This window comes from Halopolyspora algeriensis (assembly GCF_003337235.1).
GTDB classification, from domain to species: domain Bacteria; phylum Actinomycetota; class Actinomycetes; order Mycobacteriales; family Pseudonocardiaceae; genus Haloactinomyces; species Haloactinomyces algeriensis.
Genome location: NZ_QPJC01000014.1, coordinates 45,604 through 65,724, shown reverse-complemented (window position 1 = coordinate 65,724; position 20,121 = coordinate 45,604). Strand labels below are relative to the sequence as shown.

Sequence of the window (20,121 nt, the reverse complement as noted above, 5' to 3'; positions counted from 1 at the left end):
ACGGCGTCGGGAGCAGCCACCGCGATGCGGGATCCGGCGGAGAGCCCTACTCGGCCGAGATCTCGGCCAGGAGGCGTTCCCGCTCGTCCCTGCCGAGGAAGGAGGCGCGGATCGAGTTGCTCGCGAACTCGCGCAGCGCCGTGTCGTCGAAGCCGAACTCGCGCTGCACGGCGCGGTAGTTCTCGCCGACGTAGCCGCCGAAGTAGGCCGGATCGTCGGAGTTGATCGTGGTCAGCACGCCGGTGTCCACGAGCTGGGGAAGGCAGTGCCGGCCCAGGGTGTCCACACAGCGCAGCCGCACGTTGGACAGCGGGCACACCGTCAGCGGCACCTGGTCGCGAGCGATGCGCCTCAGCAACGTGGGATCCTCGGCGGCCCGGATGCCGTGGTCGATCCGGTCGACGCCGAGCACGTCCAGGGCCTGCCAGACGTACTCCGGCGGTCCTTCCTCCCCGGCGTGAGCCACCAGGTGCAGCCCCGCCTGGCGGGCACGGGCGAATACCGGAGCGAAGCCCTCCGGCGGGTATCCGTCCTCCGCCGAGTCCAGGCCGACACCGGTGATCCGACCGGTGTGGGGCAGCAGCGCCTCGAACGTGGCCATGGCCTCGTCCGGCCCGCGATCGCGCAGGAAGCAGGCGATCAGGCGCGTGGAGATCCCGAAACGCTCCTGGCTCGTCGCTAGGGAGGCCTCCAGCCCGTCGAGCACGGTTTCCAGTGCCACGCCGCGGCTGGTGTGGGCCTGCGGATCGAAGAAGATCTCCGCGTGGCGCACACCCTGCTGCCGCACCCGCGCGAGGTAGCTGTCGGCCAGGTCGGTGAAGTCCTGTGCCGTGCACAGCACGTTCATGCCCGTGTAGTACAGATCCAGGAACGACTGCAGGTTGCTGAAGTCATAGCGTCGCCGCAGGTCGTCGACATCGGCATACGGCAGAGTGATGCCGTTGCGGCGCGCGCACTCGAACGCCAGCTCGGGCTCCAGCGCACCTTCGATGTGCATGTGCAGCTCGGCCTTCGGTACCGACAGCGCCGTACCGGACGCGTCAGGATTCACCGTTCCTCCCTTGCCTTGCCGATCCGTGCCCGTGTGCGTGATTCGCAGCAGTAGACCAGGGCGAGTGCCCCGGCGCCAGCGACGAAACGCACAGGAATGTACCGGTGCGCGGTCCGAGGCTTTGTTGCTTCCTCCAACCGCAGGTCCCGCCACAGGCGAATGGTCGCTCGAGCGTCCGGCTGTGGTAAGCAGGGAAGGTGGACCTGCAGCCCCTCGCCACCTCGGTACACCGCGCCTACACGGCCGATCTCGATGCGGTCGATCTGTATCGTATGTTGCGGCTGCGCGTGGATGTCTTCGTGGTCGAACAGCAGTGCCCCTACGCCGAACTCGACGGTCTCGATCTCGATCCGAGCACCCGGCACTTGTGGATCGACTCCGCCGACGGCCGGGTCCTGGGGTACCTGCGGTTGCTGGAGGGGGTCGACGGGACATTCCGCATCGGCCGGGTCTGCACCGCACGAAGCGGCCGGGGCATGGGGTTGGGAAAGAAGCTCATGCGGACGGCCGTGGCGGAGGTTCGCCGGGCTCCGGTGATGCTGTCGGCCCAGACCTACGCGGTCGGCTTCTACCGCCTCTTCGGCTTCGTGGAGTCCGGTGCGGAGTACGACGAGGACGGCATCCCGCACATCGATATGCATCGCAACCCGTGAGCAGTGCGTTCGGATGTCCGGCGGCGTGGCGCCGGTTACACGTGGTGCCGTGGCGTTGGCCGGGCGAGTGAATTCTGAGACGATGCATCACGGTCCCAGCAAGGAGTGGCCAGGAAGCCGGTGTGAATCCGGCACGGTCGGCGCCACTGTGACCGGGGAGCGCTTCTCCCGCGAGAGCCACCGGGGCAACCCTGGGAAGGCCGGAGAGCGTACGGATCCGGGAGTCAGGACACTGCCGCTTCTTGCCGCACAACCCGGGGCGTCCGTAACCCGAGGAAGGAATGCCAGGCATGACCGCTGCCGTGTCGGCTCCCGCGCGGTACCCGTTCTCCGCCGTCGTCGGACATGACGACCTGCAACTGGCGCTGCTGCTCAACGCCGTGCACCCCCGTATCGGCGGGGTGCTCGTGCGCGGGGAGAAGGGCACTGCCAAGTCCACCATCGTGCGCGCGCTGGCCGCGTTGCTGCCCGCGCTGGATGTCGTGACCGACTGCCGTTTCGGCTGTGATCCGCACGAGCCCGATCCCGCTTGCCCGGACGGGCCGCACGAGGACGCGGCAGGGGCACAGCGGCCCGCACAGCTCGTCGAGCTCCCGGTCGGTGCCACGGAGGACCGTCTGGTCGGTTCCCTCGACGTCGAGCGGGCACTCACCGAAGGCGTCCGTGCCTACCAGCCGGGTCTGCTCGCCGCGGCGCATCGTGGCGTGCTCTACGTCGACGAGGTGAACCTGCTGCACGACCACTTGGTGGACCTGCTGCTGGACGCTTCGGCGATGGGACGCTCCCACATCGAGCGCGAGGGGATGTCGATGTCCCACGCGGCGTCGTTTTTGCTGGTGGGCACCATGAACCCCGAGGAGGGGGAGCTGCGACCGCAGTTGCTGGACCGCTTCGGGCTCACCGTGCACGTGTCCGCCTCACGCGAGGTCGACACCCGCACCGAGGTCGTGCGCCGCCGGCTGGCGTTCGAATCCGACCCGGCGGGGTTCGCCCGGCGATGGGCCGACGACGACGCCGAGCTCGCCGCCCGGATCTCGGCGGCCCGCGAGCGCGTCGGGTCCGTCGTTGTGCCGGACTCGGAGGTCCGCCGCATCGCGGCGTTGTGTGCGGCGTTCGAAGTGGACGGAATGCGGGCGGACCTGGTGCTGGCGCGCACCGCGGTCGCCCATGCGGCATGGCGCGGTGCCGACGCGGTCGCACAGGCCGATGTGGAGGCGGCGGCGCGGTTGGCGTTGCCGCACCGCAGGCGGCGTGATCCCTTCGACGAGCCGGGCATCGAGGAGGACCAGCTCCAGCAGGCGCTGTCCGACGCGGCCGAATCCGCCGACACCGGCGAGGGAGACGGCAGCGGTGAGGGAGACGGCGAGGGCGGCACCGACGAGGGGCCGCCGGAGGGACCGGACGGCGGAGGGCCGGAGGACGACGGCCCGGACGACCCGGACGGGCCCGATGGCCCGGACGGTGGCCCCGGTGGCGGCACACCCGAGGATGCCGACCTGCCGTCGCACAACGATCGGCCCACCGGAAACGGTGCCGATCCCGACGGTTCTCCCCAGGACGATTCGGGTAGAGCCCCCCGGGAGCGGGCGCCCGCCGCTCCCGACCCCGCCTTCCGCGCGCGGCTGCTGGAGGTTCCCGGCCTGGGTGAGGGGGCCCCGGGGCGGCGCTCCCGCGCACGGTCGCGAATCGGTCAGGTGATCCGCTCCTCCGCCGTGGACGGCCACGGTGTCCACCTGCAGGCGACCTTGTCGGCTGCGGCACCGCACCAGACCTCGCGGGGGCGGAAGGGTCCCGGCCTGCTGCTCCACTCCGATGACCTGCGCTACGGCTTGCGCGAGGGGCGGGAGAGCAATCTCGTGCTGTTCGCTGTGGACGCTTCGGGTTCGATGGCCGCGCGCGAGCGGATGTCGGCCGTCAGCGGCGCCGTGCTGTCCCTGCTGCGAGATGCCTATCAGCGTCGGGACAAGGTCGGCGTGGTGACGTTCCGGGGCTCGGGCGGGGAGGTGGTGCTGCCGCCGACCTCCTCCGTGGAGACCGCCGCTGCGCGGATGCGCCGCTTGCGCACGGGCGGCCGCACGCCGCTGGCGGACGGATTGCTGACCGCACGTTCGGTGGTGGCCTCCGAGCGGATTCGGGATCCGCAGCGCCGCCCGCTGCTGGTGCTGCTCACCGATGGCAGGGCCACCGTCGGAGTGGACACCGATGCGGGAGCGGACAAACGCTCCGGGCAGGCGCTGGAGGACGCGCTCGCGGCGGCGAAGCGGGTGGCCGATCTCGGGGTTGCCGCAGTGGTCGTCGATTGCGAGAGCGGGCCCGTGCGGCTCGGGCTGGCGAATCGGGTCGCCACGGTACTGGGGGCCGCGTGCCTGCGGTTGGACGAACTCTCGGCGGACAGCGTCGCCGGAGTGGTTCGGGCCGCGCGGGAGGGCAGTCCCCACGCTGCCTGATCTCGTTTTGATGACAACGCCGGGAAATCACGGCGGGGGCACACCTGCACTGTTAGGCTCTTCGGTGTCCACCTGACCCCCAGGGGTGGACCCGAACGCCCCCGCGCTCCCGGTGACCCCCAGACCGGTTGAGTGCGGGGGCGTCTTTGTTCGCACATCGAATTGCGTGAAGATATTTCGTGGATTGCGCGCCGCGTTCTGCGCCCCTGCAGCGGGTTTCCCGCCACAGGGGTCGGCGGCTCGCCCGATCGTGAGAGGTTTCGAGCATGCCTCAGGGAAAACCGGAGACAGTCCCGGACGATGGACTGACCACACGGCAACGGCGCAACCGTCCGCTGGTGATCGTGCACACCGGTGAGATGAAGGGAAAGTCCACCGCGGCATTCGGACTCGCTCTCCGGGGATGGAACCAGGGCTGGCCGATCGGGGTCTTCCAATTCGTCAAATCCGCCAAATGGCGTGTCGGGGAGGAATCGGCCTTCCGCGCACTGGGAAAGGTGCACGACGAAACCGGCGAGGGCGGTCCCGTCGAATGGCACAAGATGGGGGAGGGGTGGTCCTGGACCCGCAAGAAGTCCACGGAGTCCGACCACGCCGCCGCCGCGCTGGAGGGCTGGCAGGAGATCGCCCGGAGGCTGTCCGACGAACGCCACGGGCTCTACGTGCTGGACGAGTTCACCTACCCGCTGCACTGGGGCTGGGTGGACGTCGAGGAGGTCGTCGCCACGCTGCGCGACCGGCCGGGACACCAGCACGTGATCATCACCGGGCGGTACGCGCCGCAGGCGCTGGTGGATGCCGCCGACCTGGTCATGCAGACCACCAAGGTCGCCCACCCCATGGATTCCGGCCAGAAGGGCCAGAAGGGCATCGAGTGGTGAGTGCGTCCGTGCGGCCGCCGGAGCCCGCGGGCAACGTGCGGGATCCGCGAGTCGTCATCGCCGCGCCGGCCTCCGGGCACGGGAAGACCACAGTGGCCACCGGCCTGCTCGCGGCCCTGCGCCGCCGCTCGACCCGGGTGGCGCCGTTCAAGGTCGGTCCGGACTACATCGATCCCGGGTACCACCGGGTGGCCGCGGATCGGGTGGGTCGCAACCTGGATCCCGTCCTCACCGGCGAGGAGCGGCTCGCGCCCCTGTTCGCCCACGGCCGTGCGGGTGCCGAGCTCTCGGTGATCGAAGGCGTGATGGGGTTGTTCGACGGCCGGATCGGCGGTGCCGGACAGGTTCCCGCCTTCGGATCCACCGCGCATGTGGCCACCGTGCTGGACGCGCCGGTGGTGCTGGTCGTCGATGCCACGGGGCAGGGGCACAGCCTGGCCGCGCTGCTGCACGGTTTCCGCAGCTACCATCCGCCGGTGCGCCTGGGTGGGGTGATCCTCAACCGGGTCGGTTCCGCGCGTCACGAGGAAGTGCTGCGGGAGGCGGCCGAGGCCGCGGGACTTCCGGTGCTCGGAGTGCTGCCTCGTTCGGACGGGTTGCGGGTGCCTTCGCGGCATCTGGGCCTGGTCACGGCAGCCGAGCACGGTGCCGACGCGCACGAGGCCGTGGAGGCCATGGCCGATGTGGTCGAGGCGCATGTCTCCCTCGACGCGGTGGTGTCCCTGGCGCGGTCCGCACCGGAGTTGACCGGCGGAGCGTGGAACGCGGGCGATGCCGCCGGTGCCGAGGTCGGGGCGAGCGCGCGCCCCACGGTGGCCGTCGCCGGTGGCCGAGCGTTCACCTTCGGCTATGCCGAGCATGCCGAGCTGCTGGAAGCCGCCGGTGCCGAGATCGCCGTGTTCGACCCGCTCCGCGACGAGGGGCTGCCAGCCGGCACGGCCGGGCTGGTGCTGCCGGGTGGTTTTCCCGAGCAGCATGTCGCCGAACTCTCGGCGAATGCCGGGCTGCGGAGGCACATCGCGCGATTCGCCGCGAGCGGGGCGCCCGTGCACGCCGAGTGCGGGGGACTGCTGTACCTGGCCGAGAGCCTGGACGGGCACCCCCTGTGTGGTGTTCTCGGGGCCCGGGCCGAGATGTCGTCCCGGCTGACCCTGGGATACCGCGAGGCTGTCGCCGCGACGGAGTCCGCCCTGTTCGCCGAAGGAGCCCGGGTGAACGGGCACGAGTTCCATCGCACGGTGCTCACTGCCGGGCACGGGAGGAATCCGGCTTGGCGGTGGCGGGCCGGGGCCCCCGTGGCCGAAGGGTTCGTGGACGGCAATCTGCACGCGTCGTACCTGCACACGCACCCTGCGGGACATCCACGAGCCGTGGCGCGATTCGTAGGGAGGTGTGCGGGATGAGGCTGGTCGGTCTCGGTGTCGGTCCGGGAGATCCCGAGATGCTGACACTGGCCGGACTTCGCGAGATCCGGGAGGCGAGCACGGTGTTCGTCCCCGTGCTCGCCGCCGAGGAACAGGGCCGTGCCGAAGCTGTGGTGCGGGCGCATCTGGAGCCCGGGGACTCGCGCGTGCAGCGGCTGGTGTTCGCGCTGTCCGATCCGGTCGCCGGTTCGCAGGAGCGCAGGCGCAGGCATTGGGACTCCGCCGCCGAGGCCGTGGCCGGGCGTCTCCGCGCGGAGAGCGGCACGGTGGTTTTCGCCACGCTGGGAGATCCCGCGCTGTACTCGACCTTCACCTACCTCGCCGAGGGGGTCCGCGAGCTGCTTCCGCAGGTCGAGGTGGTGACGGTCCCCGGGATCACCGCGATGCAGGCCACCGCCTCGGCGTCCGGGGTCGCACTGACCGAGGGCACGGAGCCGCTCACGGTGGTTCCGGTGACGCGGGATGTCGCGGCGTTGCGGGAGGCGCTGCGCTCGGCGGGTACGGTCGTGGCCTACAAGGGCGGCCGGAGGCTCGGCGAACTGCGAGCGGCCATCTCCGACAGTGGTGCGCTGGAACGCACGGTCTACGCCGAGCATCTGGGTACCCCCGATGCGCGGGTACTTCCGTTGTCCGAGCTTGATATGTCCGATGTGGACGGCGAAGTGGTCGATGCCGCGCCCTACCTGTCCACCCTGGTAGTACTTCCTCCGCGAGGCGGAAGAGGGGAGCAACTCTAGATGACTCCGGAGACACGCTTGGGGCGGGTTTCTTTCATCGGTGCCGGCCCGGGGGCGGCCGATCTGATCACCGTTCGCGGTGCCCGTCGCATCGCCGAGGCCGACATCGTGGTCTGGGCCGCGAGCCTGGTGACCCCCGAATGCGTCCAGGAGCACGCCCGTTCCGATGTCGAACTGGTCGACTCCTCGCGGTTGACCCACGAGGATGCGGTGGAGATCTACCGCCGCGCCGAGCGTGACCGGCTCAATGTCGCGCGCGTGCATTCCGGTGACCCCTCGTTGTGGGGAGCCGTGCAGGAACAGCACGACGTGTGCGCGCGGATGGCACTGGAAGTGGAGATCGTGCCCGGAGTGGCCGCGTTCTCCGCGGCCGCTGCCTCGGTGGGGCGGGAACTGACGGTGCCGGAAGTGGCGCAGTCGGTGGTGCTGACCCGGTTGGAAGGCGGCAAGACGCCGATGCCCTCCGGGGAGAAGGTGCGCGAGTTCGCCAAGCACGGCACCACCATGGCGCTGTTCCTGTCGGCGGCACGCACCGGCCAGCTCGTCGAGGAGCTCCGGGCGGGTGGCTACGGCGAGGACGTTCCCGTCGTGGTCGCCTACAAGACGACCTGGCCCGACGAGCTGATGCTGCGGACCACGCTCGGCGAGCTGGAGTCGACGGTCAAGCAGCACAAGCTGTGGCGGCACACGCTGTTCCTGGTCGGCTGGGCGCTGACCGAAGGGGGAACCCGCTCGCACCTGTACAACCCCGGGCACTTCCACACCTTCCGGCGAGCCGACCCGGCCGCACGCCGGGCTCTGCGCGCCCAGCGGGGCGAGTCCACGCGGTCCGCGCGGCGGGACGGGCAGGCGGGTGCCCGGGAGAACGGTTCCGGGACGTCCGGAGGTTCCGGGCGCTGGGGCCGGAGCGCGGGGCCCGGGGCCGCTGACAGCGGGTCGCAAACCGCCGGGCCGGTTCAGCAGCACGGCGAGGACGCGCGCAGGCCCGGGCAGCCGGACCCGGACGTGGCCTGGTGGGCCGTGCGCGAGTGGCAGCAGAACGCGCGTGACACCCCTCGGGGCGGGGCGGCCCGTGCCGGCTCCCGGGCTCCCGCAGTCGACGCCGCGCAGTCCGACCTGCTCGCCGAGTCCGAGCAGGACGGTGCCGAGCAACGCGAGAGCGTGCAGGCAGTGGTCGTCGAGGCGGAGGATGTCGGCACTCCCGCCTCGTCCGGCGGTGCCGCTGCCGCACCGGAGGAAGTGGCGCATTCCGAACCCGCCGGGGAGGAGACCCGGCCTTCCGAGGCCGATTCCGGCGCTTCCGGGGCGGAGGAAGCCGTTCGGGCCGATTCCGCGGGCGGCGCGGACGAGTCCGCGGAGGCGACCGGATCCGAGCCCGCGACCGGTTCCGCGGATCGGTCGGGATCGACGGCGGCACTCCCGACCGAGGGTGGTGACGGCGCCGCACAGGACGGTGCGGAGGCCGCGCCGAAACCGCGCAAGACCAAGTCGGCGGGCTCCGCGACGAAGTCCTCGGCCAAGGGGTCCGGGGGCGGCAACGGCAGGAAAGCCACGGGCAAGCAGGCATCCGGGAAGGCGGATCGGTCCCGTGGCCCGTCGCAACAAGGCTGATCCGTGTCGGAACCACCACTGAAGGAACCGGACCTTCCGCGTACGGCCAAGGTCCGGCCCAAAGCACTGCGCACCGGGTTCACCACCGGCGCCTGCTCGGCTGCGGCCGCGAAGGCCGCCGCGACCCTGCTCGCCGACGGTCACCTTCCGGCCACGGTGGACATTCCCTTTCCGGATGGTCGTCGGCGGCGCTTCGACGTGGACGGCGCGGCCATCGGGGAACCCGGCCGGGCCACGGCCGTGGTCGTCAAGGACGCCGGTGACGATCCCGACGTGACTCACGGCGCCCGGATGACCGTGACGGTCGAACCCCGCGGGGACGGTGAGGTCACCGTGCACGGCGGTGAGGGGGTCGGCACGGTGACCCAGCCCGGGCTCGGTCTCGAGGTCGGTGGTCCCGCGATCAATCCCGTCCCGCGCGAGATGATCACCGGCGCCGTGCGCGAGGTGCTGGGAGAGCGCGGTGCGGCGGTCACGATCACCGTGCCCGGCGGGGAGAAGATGTCGCGCAAGACGACCAACCGGCGGCTGGGCATTCACGGCGGTATCTCGATCCTGGGCACCACCGGCATCGTGCGGCCGTTTTCCACCGCCTCGTGGCGCTCCAGTGTCGAGCAGGCGGTGTCGGTGCTGGCCGCGCAGGGCGGAACCACGGCGGTGCTGTCGACCGGCGGGCGGACCGAGAAGGCCGCGATGCGGTTGCTGCCGGACGAGCCGGACGTGGCTTTCATCGAGGTCGGCGACTTCACCGGCGCCGCCCTGCGCCGGGCCGTCGAACACGGTCTCGAGCGGGTCGTGTTCGTGGGCATGATCGGCAAGCTGACCAAGCTGGCCTCGGGAGTCGTGATGACCCACTACACCAGATCCAAAGTGGACACCGAGCTGCTGGGCGGGATCACGGCCGAATTCGGTGGTGACGCCGAGCAGGTGGCCGAGGTCGAGCAGGCGAAGACGGCACGGCGAGCCTACGAGGTGTGGGAGCACAACGGTTCGCTGTCCGAATGTGCGCAGCGGTTGTGCGTGATGGTGGCCGGCGTGCTGGAGAGGTTCGGCGAGGAGTGCGGTCGCCGGTTGCACGCGTCGACCGCGATGGTGGACTTCACCGGTGAGCGGGTCGTTGCCGCCACCGAGGAGAGGTGGGTGACGTGACCGTCACGGTGATCGGTATCGACGGTGGGCCGCTGCCCGACGGAGCCGAGGATGCGCTGCGATCGGCGAAACTCGTGGTCGGAGCGCACCGCCACCTGCAGGCCCACGCGCCCGAGCACGTCCGCGCTCTCGAGCTCGGCTCCCTCGACTCCGCGCTCGGCGCGCTGTCCTCGCTCACCGGCGACGAGAACGGCGTCGTCCTGGCCTCGGGGGATCCCGGCTTCTTCGGGATGCTGCGAGCGCTGCGGGAGAAGGGAATCCGCTGCTCGGTGCTTCCCGCGGTCTCCAGCATCCAGCGGTTGGCGGCCCGCCTCGGGCGTCCCTGGGACGACGTGTCGGTGGTCAGCGCGCACGGGCGCGACCTCACCCGGGCCCTCAACGTCTGCCGGGCACGCTCGGCGGTGGTGGTGCTGACCGCGCCCGGAGCCGGGCCCGCGCAGCTCGGTTCGGGACTCGCGGGCTGGCGGCGCACCATGATCGTCGGTGAGGACCTCGATGGTGCGCACGAGAAGCTGACGACCGTCGAACCGTCCGAGGCGGCCGAGCGGACCTGGCGGGACCCCAACATCGTGCTGTGCCTGAGCGACCCCGACACCGTTCCCGCACGGGGATGGCATGCGGGCGGTGAACCACTGCCTCCGGACGGATGGGCACTGCCCGAGGACGATTTTTCCCACCGCAACAGCATGATCACCAAGTCCGAGGTGCGGGCCGTGGCGGTGTCCAAGCTGGCGCCCCGGCCCGGCACGCTCGTCTGGGACGTGGGTGCCGGATCCGGTTCGGTCGCGGTCGAGTGCGCCCGCTTGGGCGCGGCGGTCATCGCGGTCGAGTCGGACCAGGCGCAAGTGGTGCGGCTGGTCGCCAATGCGGCCGGGCACGGTGTGGACGTGCGCGTGGAGGACGGTGCTGCTCCCAGGGCGTTGCGGGAACTGCCGAGGCCGGACTCGGTGTTCGTGGGAGGCGGCGGCTCGGAGGCGGTCACCGCGTGCGCGCACGCCGGAGCCTCTCGGGTGGTGGTGGCGCTGGCCGCGCTCGACCGGGTGGCCTCCACGCGGGATGTTCTCCGCAATGCCGGCTACGCGGTCGAGGGCGTGCAGCTCACGGCCAACCGCCTGGCCGGGTTGCCCGACGGCTCCTCCCGTCTGGAGGCGGCCAACCCGGTGGTGCTGCTGTCCGGAACCCGCGAGGGCGACGGGTAGCGACGTGCGCACTGCGGCGGCTGGAGCAGTCACCGCAAGCCCGAAGAACAACTATGTGTCGATGGAGAAGTCATGATCGGACTGTTCGCGGTCACCGACGCGGGCCGGCGTGCGGCCGCCGAGCTGGCTGCACGGTGGCGGGAGGATGCGGTGGTCGCGGAGGGGCCGATCGGTTCCGCCCTGCGGCGCCTGTGGCCGCAGCTGGACGCCGCCGTGCTCTTCCTGGCCACCGGTGCGGCCGTGCGGCTGGTGGGCCCCATGTTGCGGGACAAGCAAACCGACCCCGGTGTGGTCTGCGTCGACGAGGCGCGCCACTTCGCCGTGGCGCTGGCCGGTGGGCATGCGGGCGGGGCGAACGCGCTGGCCGAGCAGGTGGCCGACGTCCTCGGATGCCAACCGGTGGTGACCACGGCCACCGACAGCACCGGCAGCACACCCCTGGACGAGATCGTCGAGCTGCTGGAGGCCACTGTGGAGGGCGATCTCGCCTCCTGCGGTGTCGCGATCCTCGACGGTGCACCGGTCCGGCTGGTCAACCCGCACGGTTTTGCGCTGCCCGCGCTGCCCGACAACGTCTCCGCCGACACGGAAAGTCCGCAGTGGACGATCGTCGTCGACGACCGCCGCCCGCACGAGGCCGACCCCGACAACACCCTGCGGCTGATCCCGCGCACCCTCGTCGTGGGCATCGGTTCGGCCAGTGACATCCCGCGCACCGCGGTCACCGACACGCTCGCGCGGCTCGACGGCGAACACGGGCTCGACCCGAGGGCCATCCGCGCCTTCGCCACCGTCGACCTCAAGGCCGCAGAGCGCGGCATTCTCGACGCGGTGCAGGACATGGGGTTCTGGAACTCGCCGGACGGTGACGAGCTGCCCTTGAGGCACTATCCCGCGCAGGAACTGGCCGAGGTGCGGGTCCCGCATCCCAGTGAGGTCGTGCGGGCCGAGGTCGGCACTCCCAGCGTGGCCGAGGCCGCCGCGCTGCGGGCTGCCGGGGAACTGGGCGGCGGTGCGGAAACCGAACTCGTCGCGGACAAGATCAAGGGTGACAACGTCACTGTCGCAGCGGCACGGATCCGCCCGCGGGGGCGGCTGGCGATCGTCGGTCTCGGCCCCGGTGCGCAGGAGGAGCGCACTCCCCGCGCCGATGCCGAGTTGCGCCGTGCCTCGGTCGTCGTCGGCCTCGACCAGTACATCGAGCAGGTGCGCCACCTGCTGCGTCCGGGGACCGAGATCCGCGCGAGCGGTCTCGGCTCGGAGGAGGCCCGGGCGGCCGACGCGGTGTCGCTGGCCCGGTGCGGCCGGGCCGTGGCGTTGATCGGTTCCGGTGATGCCGGGGTGTATGCCATGGCCAGCCCCGCGCTGGAGCAGGCCGGCGACGATATCGAGGTCGTGGGCGTTGCCGGCGTGACCTCGGCACTGGCGACCTCGTCCCTGCTGGGGGCGCCGCTGGGACACGATCACGCGCTGATCAGCCTGTCCGATCTGCACACGCCGTGGGAGGTGATCGAGCGGCGCGTGCGTGCGGCCGCCGAGGGGGACCTGGTGGTGTGTTTCTACAACCCGCGCTCGGCCGGGCGGCACTGGCACCTGGGCCGCGCACTGGAGGTGCTCGGCGAGCATCGCCCGGCCCGTACACCGGTCGGTGCGGTACGCCAGGCCGGCCGGGACGGTCAGCGCGTGTGGTGGGCACCGATCGACGAGTTCGATCCTGCCGAGGTGGACATGCTCACCACGGTCGTCGTGGGCTCGTCACACACCACCGTGAGCGCCGGACGGATGGTGACTCCGCGCGGATACCGCTGGATGAGCACGGATGGCGGATGAGTTCCGCACGAGTGCGCCACTGAGCATCTCCTCCGACTGCACGGCGTGTGGGGCGTGCCTGCTGACCTGCCCGGAACATGCCCTGCGACCCGCGGCGGGCCGCCCGCGCGTCGTGGCGGAGCAGTGCACCGCCTGCGGCGAGTGCGTGGAGATCTGCCCCGCCGACGCCATCGACCTGCTCGTGTAGGTACTTGCTCTCAGGCGGGTAGCCGAACCCTGGTGTGCTGACGTTCGCCGATCTCCTGGGCTGCGGTGTCCAGGAGCTTGTGGGCCAGTTCCGACAGGGCGCGGGCCGCCGCGATCTCGTCGCCGATCTGGGGGATGTCCGGATCGTCCGGATGACGCCGTGCCATGCCGTGGCCGTGTACGACCCGACCCGTTCCGGTGGCCATGGTGGCATCCGCCGTGGTCTTCATCCCCGATTCGGTGACCTGCATGTTCAGCGTGAGGGTCCGCGTGTCGTGCATCCGTTGCTCGTCCATGATCGCCTCCTTGGGCAGGCGTGACCGGTCCGTTCCGGCACGGCCACGACACCTCCAGGATGCTCCTGTCACGCTGCGGATGCACGTTTCCACGCTATGTATATGTGTACTTACTCACATGTACTGGCATCGCCGTAATGAAAGCGCGATTCCGCCTGTCGGAAAGGGGTTTGTCCAGGGGAAACGGGCCCACGCAGGGCATGGGCTGCGAGAAGTGGTGATATGCCTAGTCTGGCCGTATGGCACTGGTTGAACGCTCACTACTCGGGCCGGGCCCCTCGAACGCGTATCCCGAGGCGACCGCGGGGCTGGCCGCCCCGATGCTGGGGCACCTGGATCCCGAGTTCCTCGCAATGCTGGACGAAACGGGAAATCGCCTGCGCACGGTGTGGGGCACCGCGAACCAGCGGACGCTGCCGCTGTCGGGGACCGGCTCGATCGGGATGGAAGCCGCCTTCGTCAACTTCGTGCACCCCGGCGACGTCGTCGTGGTCGCGGTGAACGGCCTGTTCGGTGAGCGGATGTGCGATGTCGCCGCCCGCTACGGCGCCGAGGTCGTGCGGGTGGACCACGAGTGGGGCACGCCCGTGGACATCGAGCGGGTGCTGGCCGCGCACCCGGCACCGGCCATCGTCGCCGCCGTCCACGCCGAGACCTCCACCGGCGTGCGCAGTGACATCAAGCAGCTCGGCGCCGCGTTGCGCGAGCGCGACGAGCGCACCCTGTTGCTGGCCGACTGCGTGACCTCCATCGGCGGTGAGCAGATCGAGCTCGATGCCTGGAACGTCGACATCGCCTACGCGGGCACCCAGAAGTGCCTCGGCGTGCCTCCCGGTCTCGCCCCGTTCACGGTCTCCGAGCGTGCCTGGCAGCACCGGGTGGAAAAGCCCACGACCTGGTACCTGGATCTCGGTCTGATCGGCAACTACGTCACCGGCGGCGCTTCCGGGGGACGTGCGTACCACCACACCGCGCCCACCGCGATGGTGGCCTCGCTGCACGACGCGCTCGGGCGGATCATCGCCGAGGGCATGCCCGCCGTGGCCACGCGCCACCGCGAGGCGGGTGAGGCGCTGCAGGCCGGTCTGCAGGAGATGGGTCTGGAGCTCTTCGCCGCCGAGGGACACCGGTTGCACCAGCTCACCAGCGTGGTCGTGCCGGAAGGCGTGGACTCCGCCGACGTGCGCAAGCAGCTGCTCACCGACTACGGCATCGAGATCGGCGGCGGTGCGGGCAAGTACGCCAGCAGCGTGTGGCGCATCGGCCTGATGGGGCAGAACGCTCGTCTGGACCGCGTCGAGATGCTGCTCGGTGCGCTCAAACGGGTGCTGGGCCGCTGAGGCCACGACCGCATCGATCCCCACGGCCCGGCCGCTGCACGGCAGCGGCCGGGCCGTTTCGTGGCCGGGGAAACGCCGTGGGGCCGCACGGCATCATCCGAACAAGCGATCGAGCTGTCCGTCCACGGCGGCCAGTGCCTCCTCGACAGTGTAATGACCGACCATGAGGTGCGACACCAATCCGTCCGCCAGAGCCACCAGGGCGGTCGCCTCCTGTTCCGGGGCCACCTCGGCCGAGATCTCGCCGTTGTCCTGAGCGCGGCGGAGCTGCTCCACGACGAGGTCGCGGGTTCCGGTCCAGGCTCGGCGAATGAAGGCCGCGAGTTCGTGGTCCCCGGTGGCTCTGTTGAGGAATGCGAGCCAGACACCGGTTCCGACGCGTTGCTGCTCGTCCAAGGGCAGGGTCTGGGCGAATACGCCGCGCAGGACCGACCGCGGCGTTTCCGTGCCGTCGGCGGCCGTGGCGAGCTCCCGCGCGCCCTGTTCGGCGAGTTCGACCATGTGCTCGCAGGCGAAGAGGATCATCCGGTCCTTGCTCGCGAAGTAGTGCTGGATTCTGCCCATCGAGACACCGGCCTCCGCGGCGACCTCGCGAAGGCTCGCCGCCTCCAGCCCGCGGTCGGCTGCGATCCGCCACACGGCCTCCGCGATCTTTTGTCGTCTCTCCTCGTGGTCCACCCGTTTCGGCACGCGCCCTCCAACGCCCTCAATTTTTCAATGCGGCCGCATTGCAAAACCGTCACCCGAATTATACGATGCACTTGTATTGTAAAACGGGGCGACCGGAAAGACCACGATGATCGAGGTCAGAGAGCTGTCGAAGCGCTACGGGGACACGGTGGCGGTGGACGCATTGTCCTTCGACATCACCCCCGGCGTGGTGACCGGCTTTCTCGGTCCGAACGGGGCGGGGAAGTCGACGACGATGCGCATGCTTCTGGGCCTGGACCATCCGAGCGCGGGTTCGGTCACCGTGGACGGGCGAAGCTACCGGGACCTACCGGCCCCGATGCACGAGGTCGGGGCGCTGCTGGATCCGAAAGCCGCCCATCCGGCGAGAACGGCGCGAGCGCATCTGCGTTGGCTGGTCCGGGCCGGCGGCCTCCCGCGAAGCCGGATCGACGAGGTGCTCGCTCTCGTGGGGCTGAGCGAGGTCGCGGACAAGCGGGTGGGCGGTTTCTCCCTGGGGATGTACCAGCGGCTCGGGATCGCTGTGGCACTGCTCGGCGACCCCGCGACGCTGCTGCTCGACGAACCGGCGAACGGTTTGGATCCCGAAGGCATCCGCTGGATGCGAAACCTCCTGAGGGGTCTGGCCGCCGAGGGGAGAACCGTCTTCGTCTCCAGCCACCTGATGACCGAGATGCAGCAGACCGCGGACAGGGTGGTGGTGATCGGTCGCGGCCGCCTCATCGCGGACGTGGACACCGCAGAACTGGTACGCCGTGGTTCGGGTGGGCAGGTGAAGGTGGTCTCCCCGCAGCCGGCGGCACTGAGTGCCCTGCTCACCGACGAGGGAGCGACAGTCCGCGGCGACTCGGACGGTGCGCTGCTGGTGAGTGGCATGGACTCCGCACGCGTCGGCGACATCGCCATGGCTCATGGTGTTCGGCTGCACGAGCTGACCCCCCGGAGGGTCAGTCTGGAGTCGGCGTTCATGGAACTCACCGACGACAGCGCCTCGTACCGTTCCCGTGGTCTCGGAGCTGTCGACACCGAGGAAACGGCCACGGTCGCTCACACACCGGCGACAGGCCGTCCCGAAGGGAGCGACTGACGTGACCACCATGACTGCCGAGCACAGGCCGGCCTCTCCGGCGGCCTCTCGCTTCGTCAGGACACTGGCCGCGGAGTGGACCAAGCTGTGGTCGTTGCGCTTCACCCGCGCGATGCTGCTGCTGGCACTGATTCTCGCCGCAGGCGCTGCCGCGGTCTTCCTGCTGACCACCGAGACGACGCGCGGCGAGCCACTCGCCGAGATGAGTCCCTTCGAGATCGCCGGGGCGAGCTTGCTCGGCGTCGACTTCGCGGTCGTCGTCCTCGAAGTGCTGTGTGCGAGCGCTGTGGCTTCGGAGTACTCCACCGGAATGATCCGGCTCACGCTCTCCGTCGCCCCGCACCGCTGGAGGGTACTGGCGGCGAAAGGGCTCGTTGCCACGATGATCGCTCTCCTGGCCGGCCTGGCCGCCACCGCCGCAGCGGTCGGTGCCGGTCAGCTCGTCCTGCTGACACAGGGCCTGCCCGGGCTGAGCCCGGAACCTCGGCTGTTGAGGTTGGCGGTCGGAAGCATGCTGATGGTTCCCCTCTACTCGCTGCTCACCGTTGCTCTCGCTTTTCTCACCAGGAACGGGGGCGGAGCCATCGCGGTGGTACTGACGATCATGTCCGTACCGACGCTCGTCGGGGCGCTGCCGCCGGGATGGCAATGGTCGCTCCTGCCATGGCTGCCTGCTTCGGCGCTGCACAGCCTGTCCGGCGCGGCCTCCCCGCAGGCTCCCGAACATCTCGCACCGGGCTGGGCCGCTGTCGTCCTCGTCGCGTGGGCGGCGGCGCTTCTGCTGCTCGCCTACGTTGTCTTTTCCCGGCGAGACGCCTGAGCAAAGCACGCGTCGCCGACCTGCTATGGCTGCTAGAGTATCGCCCGATGAGTATCGATATGGGCTCCGTGTTCTCCATCAGGATCCGCCGCGCCTAGCGGCGGGCTGTCGCTGCTGGAGTGCTCACCATGGGTACGTTGTTCTCCGCCGCGCCGTAGCGGCGGACCGAACTCGCTTTCGCCAGCTCCGCCGCATTCCGGGCCACCGCCGGTGCGGCGCTTCATGCTGCCCGGCTCCGTCTCTTTCTTCGCGGAGCACCCATGTCCTCCCCGTATCAGGGTGGCCGACACGAGCTCGGCCAGAACTTCCTCACCGACACTTCGGTGATCAACACGATCGAGAAACTCGTCGCGCACACCACCGGGCCGATCGTCGAGATCGGTGCCGGTGACGGTGCTGTGACCATGCCGCTGAGCCGATCCGGCCGTCCGATCACCGCCGTCGAGATCGACCCGAAGCGCGCACGGCGACTGCGTCGGCGCGCACCCGAGCACGTCACGGTCGTCAACGACGACATGCTGCGCTTCCGGTTCCCCCACCACCCGCACGTGCTCGTCGGGAACCTTCCTTTCCACCTCACGACCGCCCTCCAGAAGCGTCTCCTGGCCGCGGAGCACTGGCACACCGCGATCCTGCTGGTGCAGTGGGAGGTCGCCCGCAGGCGGGCCGGTGTGGGTGGTGCGAGCATGCTGACCGCGAGCTGGTGGCCGTGGTACGAGTTCGCCGTGCACGCACGGGTGCCCGCTCGGTCCTTCCGGCCGGTTCCCTCCGTGGACGGTGGGCTGCTGGTCATGTCCCGCAGGAGCAACCCCCTGGTGAGGGACCGAGTGCGCTACCAGCGTTTCGTTCAGCAGGTCTTCACCGGGCGCGGACGCGGCCTGAGCGAGATCCTCGTCCGAACAGGACGGATCGGCCGTACGGTGCTGCACGGCTGGTCGGAAACCCATCGTGTGTCGCCCCGGGCACTGCCGAAGGACCTCACCGCCGAGCAGTGGGCGGACCTGTGGAACCTGGTCTGTGCGGACCGGCGAACAGCCGGACGCTGAGGGACTCTCGAACGGTCCGGCCGCCGCAACCACCAGCGGCCGGACCGTTTCGTGCTCGACCATCCGCGATTCGAGCCGGCCCCGGTCGGCTACTGACACGCGGCCGTGCCCCTGGTCGAGTGGATCCGCCACGGACGATGCTCGCAGAAAACCAACCGGGAACGTTCCGCGAGGAGGACAGGATGCGTGTGGTGATCGTCGGTGCCGGGCCTGCGGGGCTGAGCCTGCATCATCTGCTCCGTGCCCGCGGGCACGAGGTGCACCTGATCGAGCGGGCACGGAGTTTCGACCGTATCGGCTACGGAATCGGTCTGTGGGGAAACGCGTGGCGGATCCTGGAAGAGCTCGGAGCCGCCGATACCGTGTCGCGGTCCGCGACGGCCGTCGATCACTGGCAACTTCGCGACGCGGCCGGACGGGTGCTCGGCGATATCCGACTACAGCCGACTCCGGGGCGGAAAACCACTGCGGCGGACGCGGAACCGCGGCCCTTCAGCGTGATCCATCGTGCCGAGCTGCACGATGCCCTGTGGACGGGCGTGCCCGATGCGGTGGTGACGATGGGCACCACCGTAGAAGCCGTGGAGCAGGACGACGGCGGCGCCACCCTGACGCTCTCGGACGGAAGCAGGCAGCGAGCCGATGTGCTCGTCGGCGCGGACGGAGTGCACTCGCGGGTGCGGCAGCTCGTGTTCGGGGTCGAACCGCGCGATCTGGGAACGGCGGCATGGGGCTTCCGAATCCCTCCCGGGGTCGACCTCCCCGACGGATTCACCGAGCTGCTGGGCGAGGACGGCAAGGCACTGCTCCTCGTGGGGATGCCCGGCACCCGGATGGCGACCCTGTCCATGCGGGTGCCCTCGGAGAGGGTCGTCGAGGATCCGCTCGCCTACCTGCGGGCGCACTCGCGCGAATGGATCCTTCCCGAGATCCTCGACGCTGTCGCCGCGACCGATGCGGAGATCTTCTTCGATCGCAACCGTGAAGCCGACCTGGCGCGGTTCGACCGAGGCCGGGTCGTCCTGATCGGCGACGCCGCACACGCCCTGCATCCCATCGTCGGGATGGGAGCATCTCTCGCGCTGGAAGACGCGTGGGTGCTGGCTGATCAGCTCGGTGCTGCCGGGATCGGGCAAGAACCCGCTCTCGAAGGATTCACGCACCGGCGCCGCGGGCCCGTGCGGCGGGCCCGCAGGGAGGCGGCGCTTGCTCGGCGGCTGGTTCTCACGGAGAACGCGGCGATGCGCCGGCTCCGCGACTTTCTCGCAACCCGCGCCTCGTGGTTCGGCGGGAGCTTCGCCCGCAGGGCCGCCCGGCTCTCCCGACCGCCCTCCGAGCGGTTGTGATCGGCAGCCGGGCCTGTGCCGACCGTCGAGTCCGCGGTCTGCTCGCGGATGCCGCGCAGCTTCGCGGTGACGTGCTCGCCGCGTGAGCATTTTCACCGGAATTGACCTTTCGGCCTCCGACGGGTGAGGATGCCGGGTGCCGGTAGCGGAGGAACTCGGTGCGAATCCGAGACGGTCCCGCCACTGTGACCGGGGAGCGGCCCCCAACCACGCAACGCCACGGCTCGACGACGAGCTGGAAGGCATGGGGAGCCCGCTGTGATCCGGGAGTCAGGACACTCGCTGACGGCCCCGCGTCGCGCCGCGACGCGCGGATCGACGATCCCCT

General features: G+C 70.3%; 17 protein-coding genes, 1 pseudogene and 2 riboswitches. Of the genes and pseudogenes, 15 read left to right on the top strand and 3 right to left on the bottom strand.

Going from position 1 to position 20,121, the window contains the following annotated elements:
• Window positions 1-46: 46 nt before the first annotated feature.
• Entirely contained in the window at window positions 47-1,024 is a 978-nt protein-coding gene (locus DFQ14_RS18495) for an adenosine deaminase (protein WP_114454639.1), read from the bottom strand.
• 224 nt (window positions 1,025-1,248) lie between these two features.
• On the opposite strand from DFQ14_RS18495, the gene DFQ14_RS18490 reads away from it, so the two are divergent.
• The 10 genes and pseudogenes from DFQ14_RS18490 to DFQ14_RS18450 all read left to right on the top strand — a co-directional run bounded on the left by DFQ14_RS18490 (window position 1,249) and on the right by DFQ14_RS18450 (window position 13,169).
• Window positions 1,249-1,704 (top strand): GNAT family N-acetyltransferase, encoded by a 456-nt coding sequence (locus tag DFQ14_RS18490; RefSeq protein WP_114454576.1) that lies wholly within the window; start codon window positions 1,249-1,251, stop codon window positions 1,702-1,704.
• A gap of 72 nt (window positions 1,705-1,776) precedes the next feature.
• Window positions 1,777-1,959, top strand: a riboswitch (cobalamin riboswitch).
• Window positions 1,960-1,994: 35 nt separating this feature from the next.
• A complete protein-coding gene (locus DFQ14_RS18485; protein ID WP_114454575.1) occupies window positions 1,995-4,151 on the top strand; it encodes a putative cobaltochelatase in 2,157 nt (718 codons plus the stop codon).
• Window positions 4,152-4,417: 266 nt separating this feature from the next.
• The gene (gene cobO / locus DFQ14_RS22130; RefSeq protein ID WP_218956405.1) at window positions 4,418-5,032 is read left to right on the top strand and encodes a cob(I)yrinic acid a,c-diamide adenosyltransferase; all 615 of its coding nucleotides are present in this window, start codon (window positions 4,418-4,420) and stop codon (window positions 5,030-5,032) included.
• Window positions 5,026-6,435 carry a cobyrinic acid a,c-diamide synthase CobB gene (locus DFQ14_RS18480; protein WP_420810197.1) on the top strand — a complete coding sequence of 470 codons (1,410 nt, stop codon included), beginning with the start codon at window positions 5,026-5,028 and terminating at the stop codon, window positions 6,433-6,435. Before cobO ends, DFQ14_RS18480 begins: the two co-directional genes overlap by 7 nt.
• Complete coding sequence (cobI, locus tag DFQ14_RS18475; protein ID WP_114454573.1) at window positions 6,432-7,193, top strand: precorrin-2 C(20)-methyltransferase; 762 nt, start codon at window positions 6,432-6,434, stop codon at window positions 7,191-7,193. The genes DFQ14_RS18480 and cobI overlap by 4 nt, the downstream gene beginning before the upstream one ends.
• A pseudogene (cobM, locus tag DFQ14_RS18470) lies at window positions 7,194-8,084 on the top strand (precorrin-4 C(11)-methyltransferase); the annotation flags it as partial. It abuts the gene before it with no gap.
• A 723-nt stretch (window positions 8,085-8,807) separates the two neighbouring features.
• The gene (locus tag DFQ14_RS18465) at window positions 8,808-9,953 is read left to right on the top strand and encodes a cobalt-precorrin-5B (C(1))-methyltransferase (RefSeq protein WP_114454572.1); all 1,146 of its coding nucleotides are present in this window, start codon (window positions 8,808-8,810) and stop codon (window positions 9,951-9,953) included.
• Window positions 9,950-11,152, top strand: coding sequence for a precorrin-6y C5,15-methyltransferase (decarboxylating) subunit CbiE (cbiE, locus tag DFQ14_RS18460; protein WP_114454638.1), 1,203 nt, complete (start codon window positions 9,950-9,952; stop codon window positions 11,150-11,152). Before DFQ14_RS18465 ends, cbiE begins: the two co-directional genes overlap by 4 nt.
• A 72-nt stretch (window positions 11,153-11,224) precedes the next feature.
• Window positions 11,225-12,982, top strand: a complete 1,758-nt coding sequence (cobJ, locus tag DFQ14_RS18455; RefSeq protein WP_114454571.1) for a precorrin-3B C(17)-methyltransferase — start codon at window positions 11,225-11,227, stop codon at window positions 12,980-12,982.
• Entirely contained in the window at window positions 12,972-13,169 is a 198-nt protein-coding gene (locus DFQ14_RS18450) for a 4Fe-4S binding protein (RefSeq protein WP_114454570.1), read from the top strand. The genes cobJ and DFQ14_RS18450 overlap by 11 nt, the downstream gene beginning before the upstream one ends.
• A 10-nt stretch (window positions 13,170-13,179) precedes the next feature.
• Here the strand turns inward: DFQ14_RS18450 and DFQ14_RS18445 are convergent, their stop codons facing one another.
• Window positions 13,180-13,464, bottom strand: a complete 285-nt coding sequence (locus DFQ14_RS18445; RefSeq protein ID WP_246195493.1) for a DUF1876 domain-containing protein — start codon at window positions 13,462-13,464, stop codon at window positions 13,180-13,182.
• 239 nt (window positions 13,465-13,703) lie between these two features.
• Here DFQ14_RS18445 and DFQ14_RS18440 point away from each other — a divergent pair, with 239 nt between their 5' ends.
• Complete coding sequence (locus tag DFQ14_RS18440; protein WP_114454569.1) at window positions 13,704-14,804, top strand: pyridoxal-phosphate-dependent aminotransferase family protein; 1,101 nt, start codon at window positions 13,704-13,706, stop codon at window positions 14,802-14,804.
• Window positions 14,805-14,897: 93 nt separating this feature from the next.
• Here DFQ14_RS18440 and DFQ14_RS18435 read toward each other — a convergent pair whose 3' ends face one another.
• Window positions 14,898-15,494 (bottom strand): TetR/AcrR family transcriptional regulator, encoded by a 597-nt coding sequence (locus tag DFQ14_RS18435; RefSeq protein WP_114454568.1) that lies wholly within the window; start codon window positions 15,492-15,494, stop codon window positions 14,898-14,900.
• A gap of 106 nt (window positions 15,495-15,600) precedes the next feature.
• Here DFQ14_RS18435 and DFQ14_RS18430 point away from each other — a divergent pair, with 106 nt between their 5' ends.
• From DFQ14_RS18430 to DFQ14_RS18415, 4 genes are all read left to right on the top strand, one after another.
• Entirely contained in the window at window positions 15,601-16,581 is a 981-nt protein-coding gene (locus DFQ14_RS18430; protein ID WP_114454567.1) for an ABC transporter ATP-binding protein, read from the top strand.
• Window position 16,582: 1 nt separating this feature from the next.
• Window positions 16,583-17,401 (top strand): ABC transporter permease subunit, encoded by an 819-nt coding sequence (locus DFQ14_RS18425; RefSeq protein WP_114454566.1) that lies wholly within the window; start codon window positions 16,583-16,585, stop codon window positions 17,399-17,401.
• Window positions 17,402-17,661: 260 nt separating this feature from the next.
• Window positions 17,662-18,447: a 23S ribosomal RNA methyltransferase Erm gene (erm, locus tag DFQ14_RS18420; RefSeq protein WP_114454565.1), complete on the top strand. Its 786-nt coding sequence runs from the start codon at window positions 17,662-17,664 to the stop codon at window positions 18,445-18,447.
• 182 nt (window positions 18,448-18,629) lie between these two features.
• Entirely contained in the window at window positions 18,630-19,793 is a 1,164-nt protein-coding gene (locus DFQ14_RS18415; RefSeq protein WP_158546721.1) for an FAD-dependent oxidoreductase, read from the top strand.
• Window positions 19,794-19,941: 148 nt separating this feature from the next.
• A riboswitch (cobalamin riboswitch) is annotated at window positions 19,942-20,074 on the top strand.
• Window positions 20,075-20,121 lie beyond the last annotated feature (47 nt).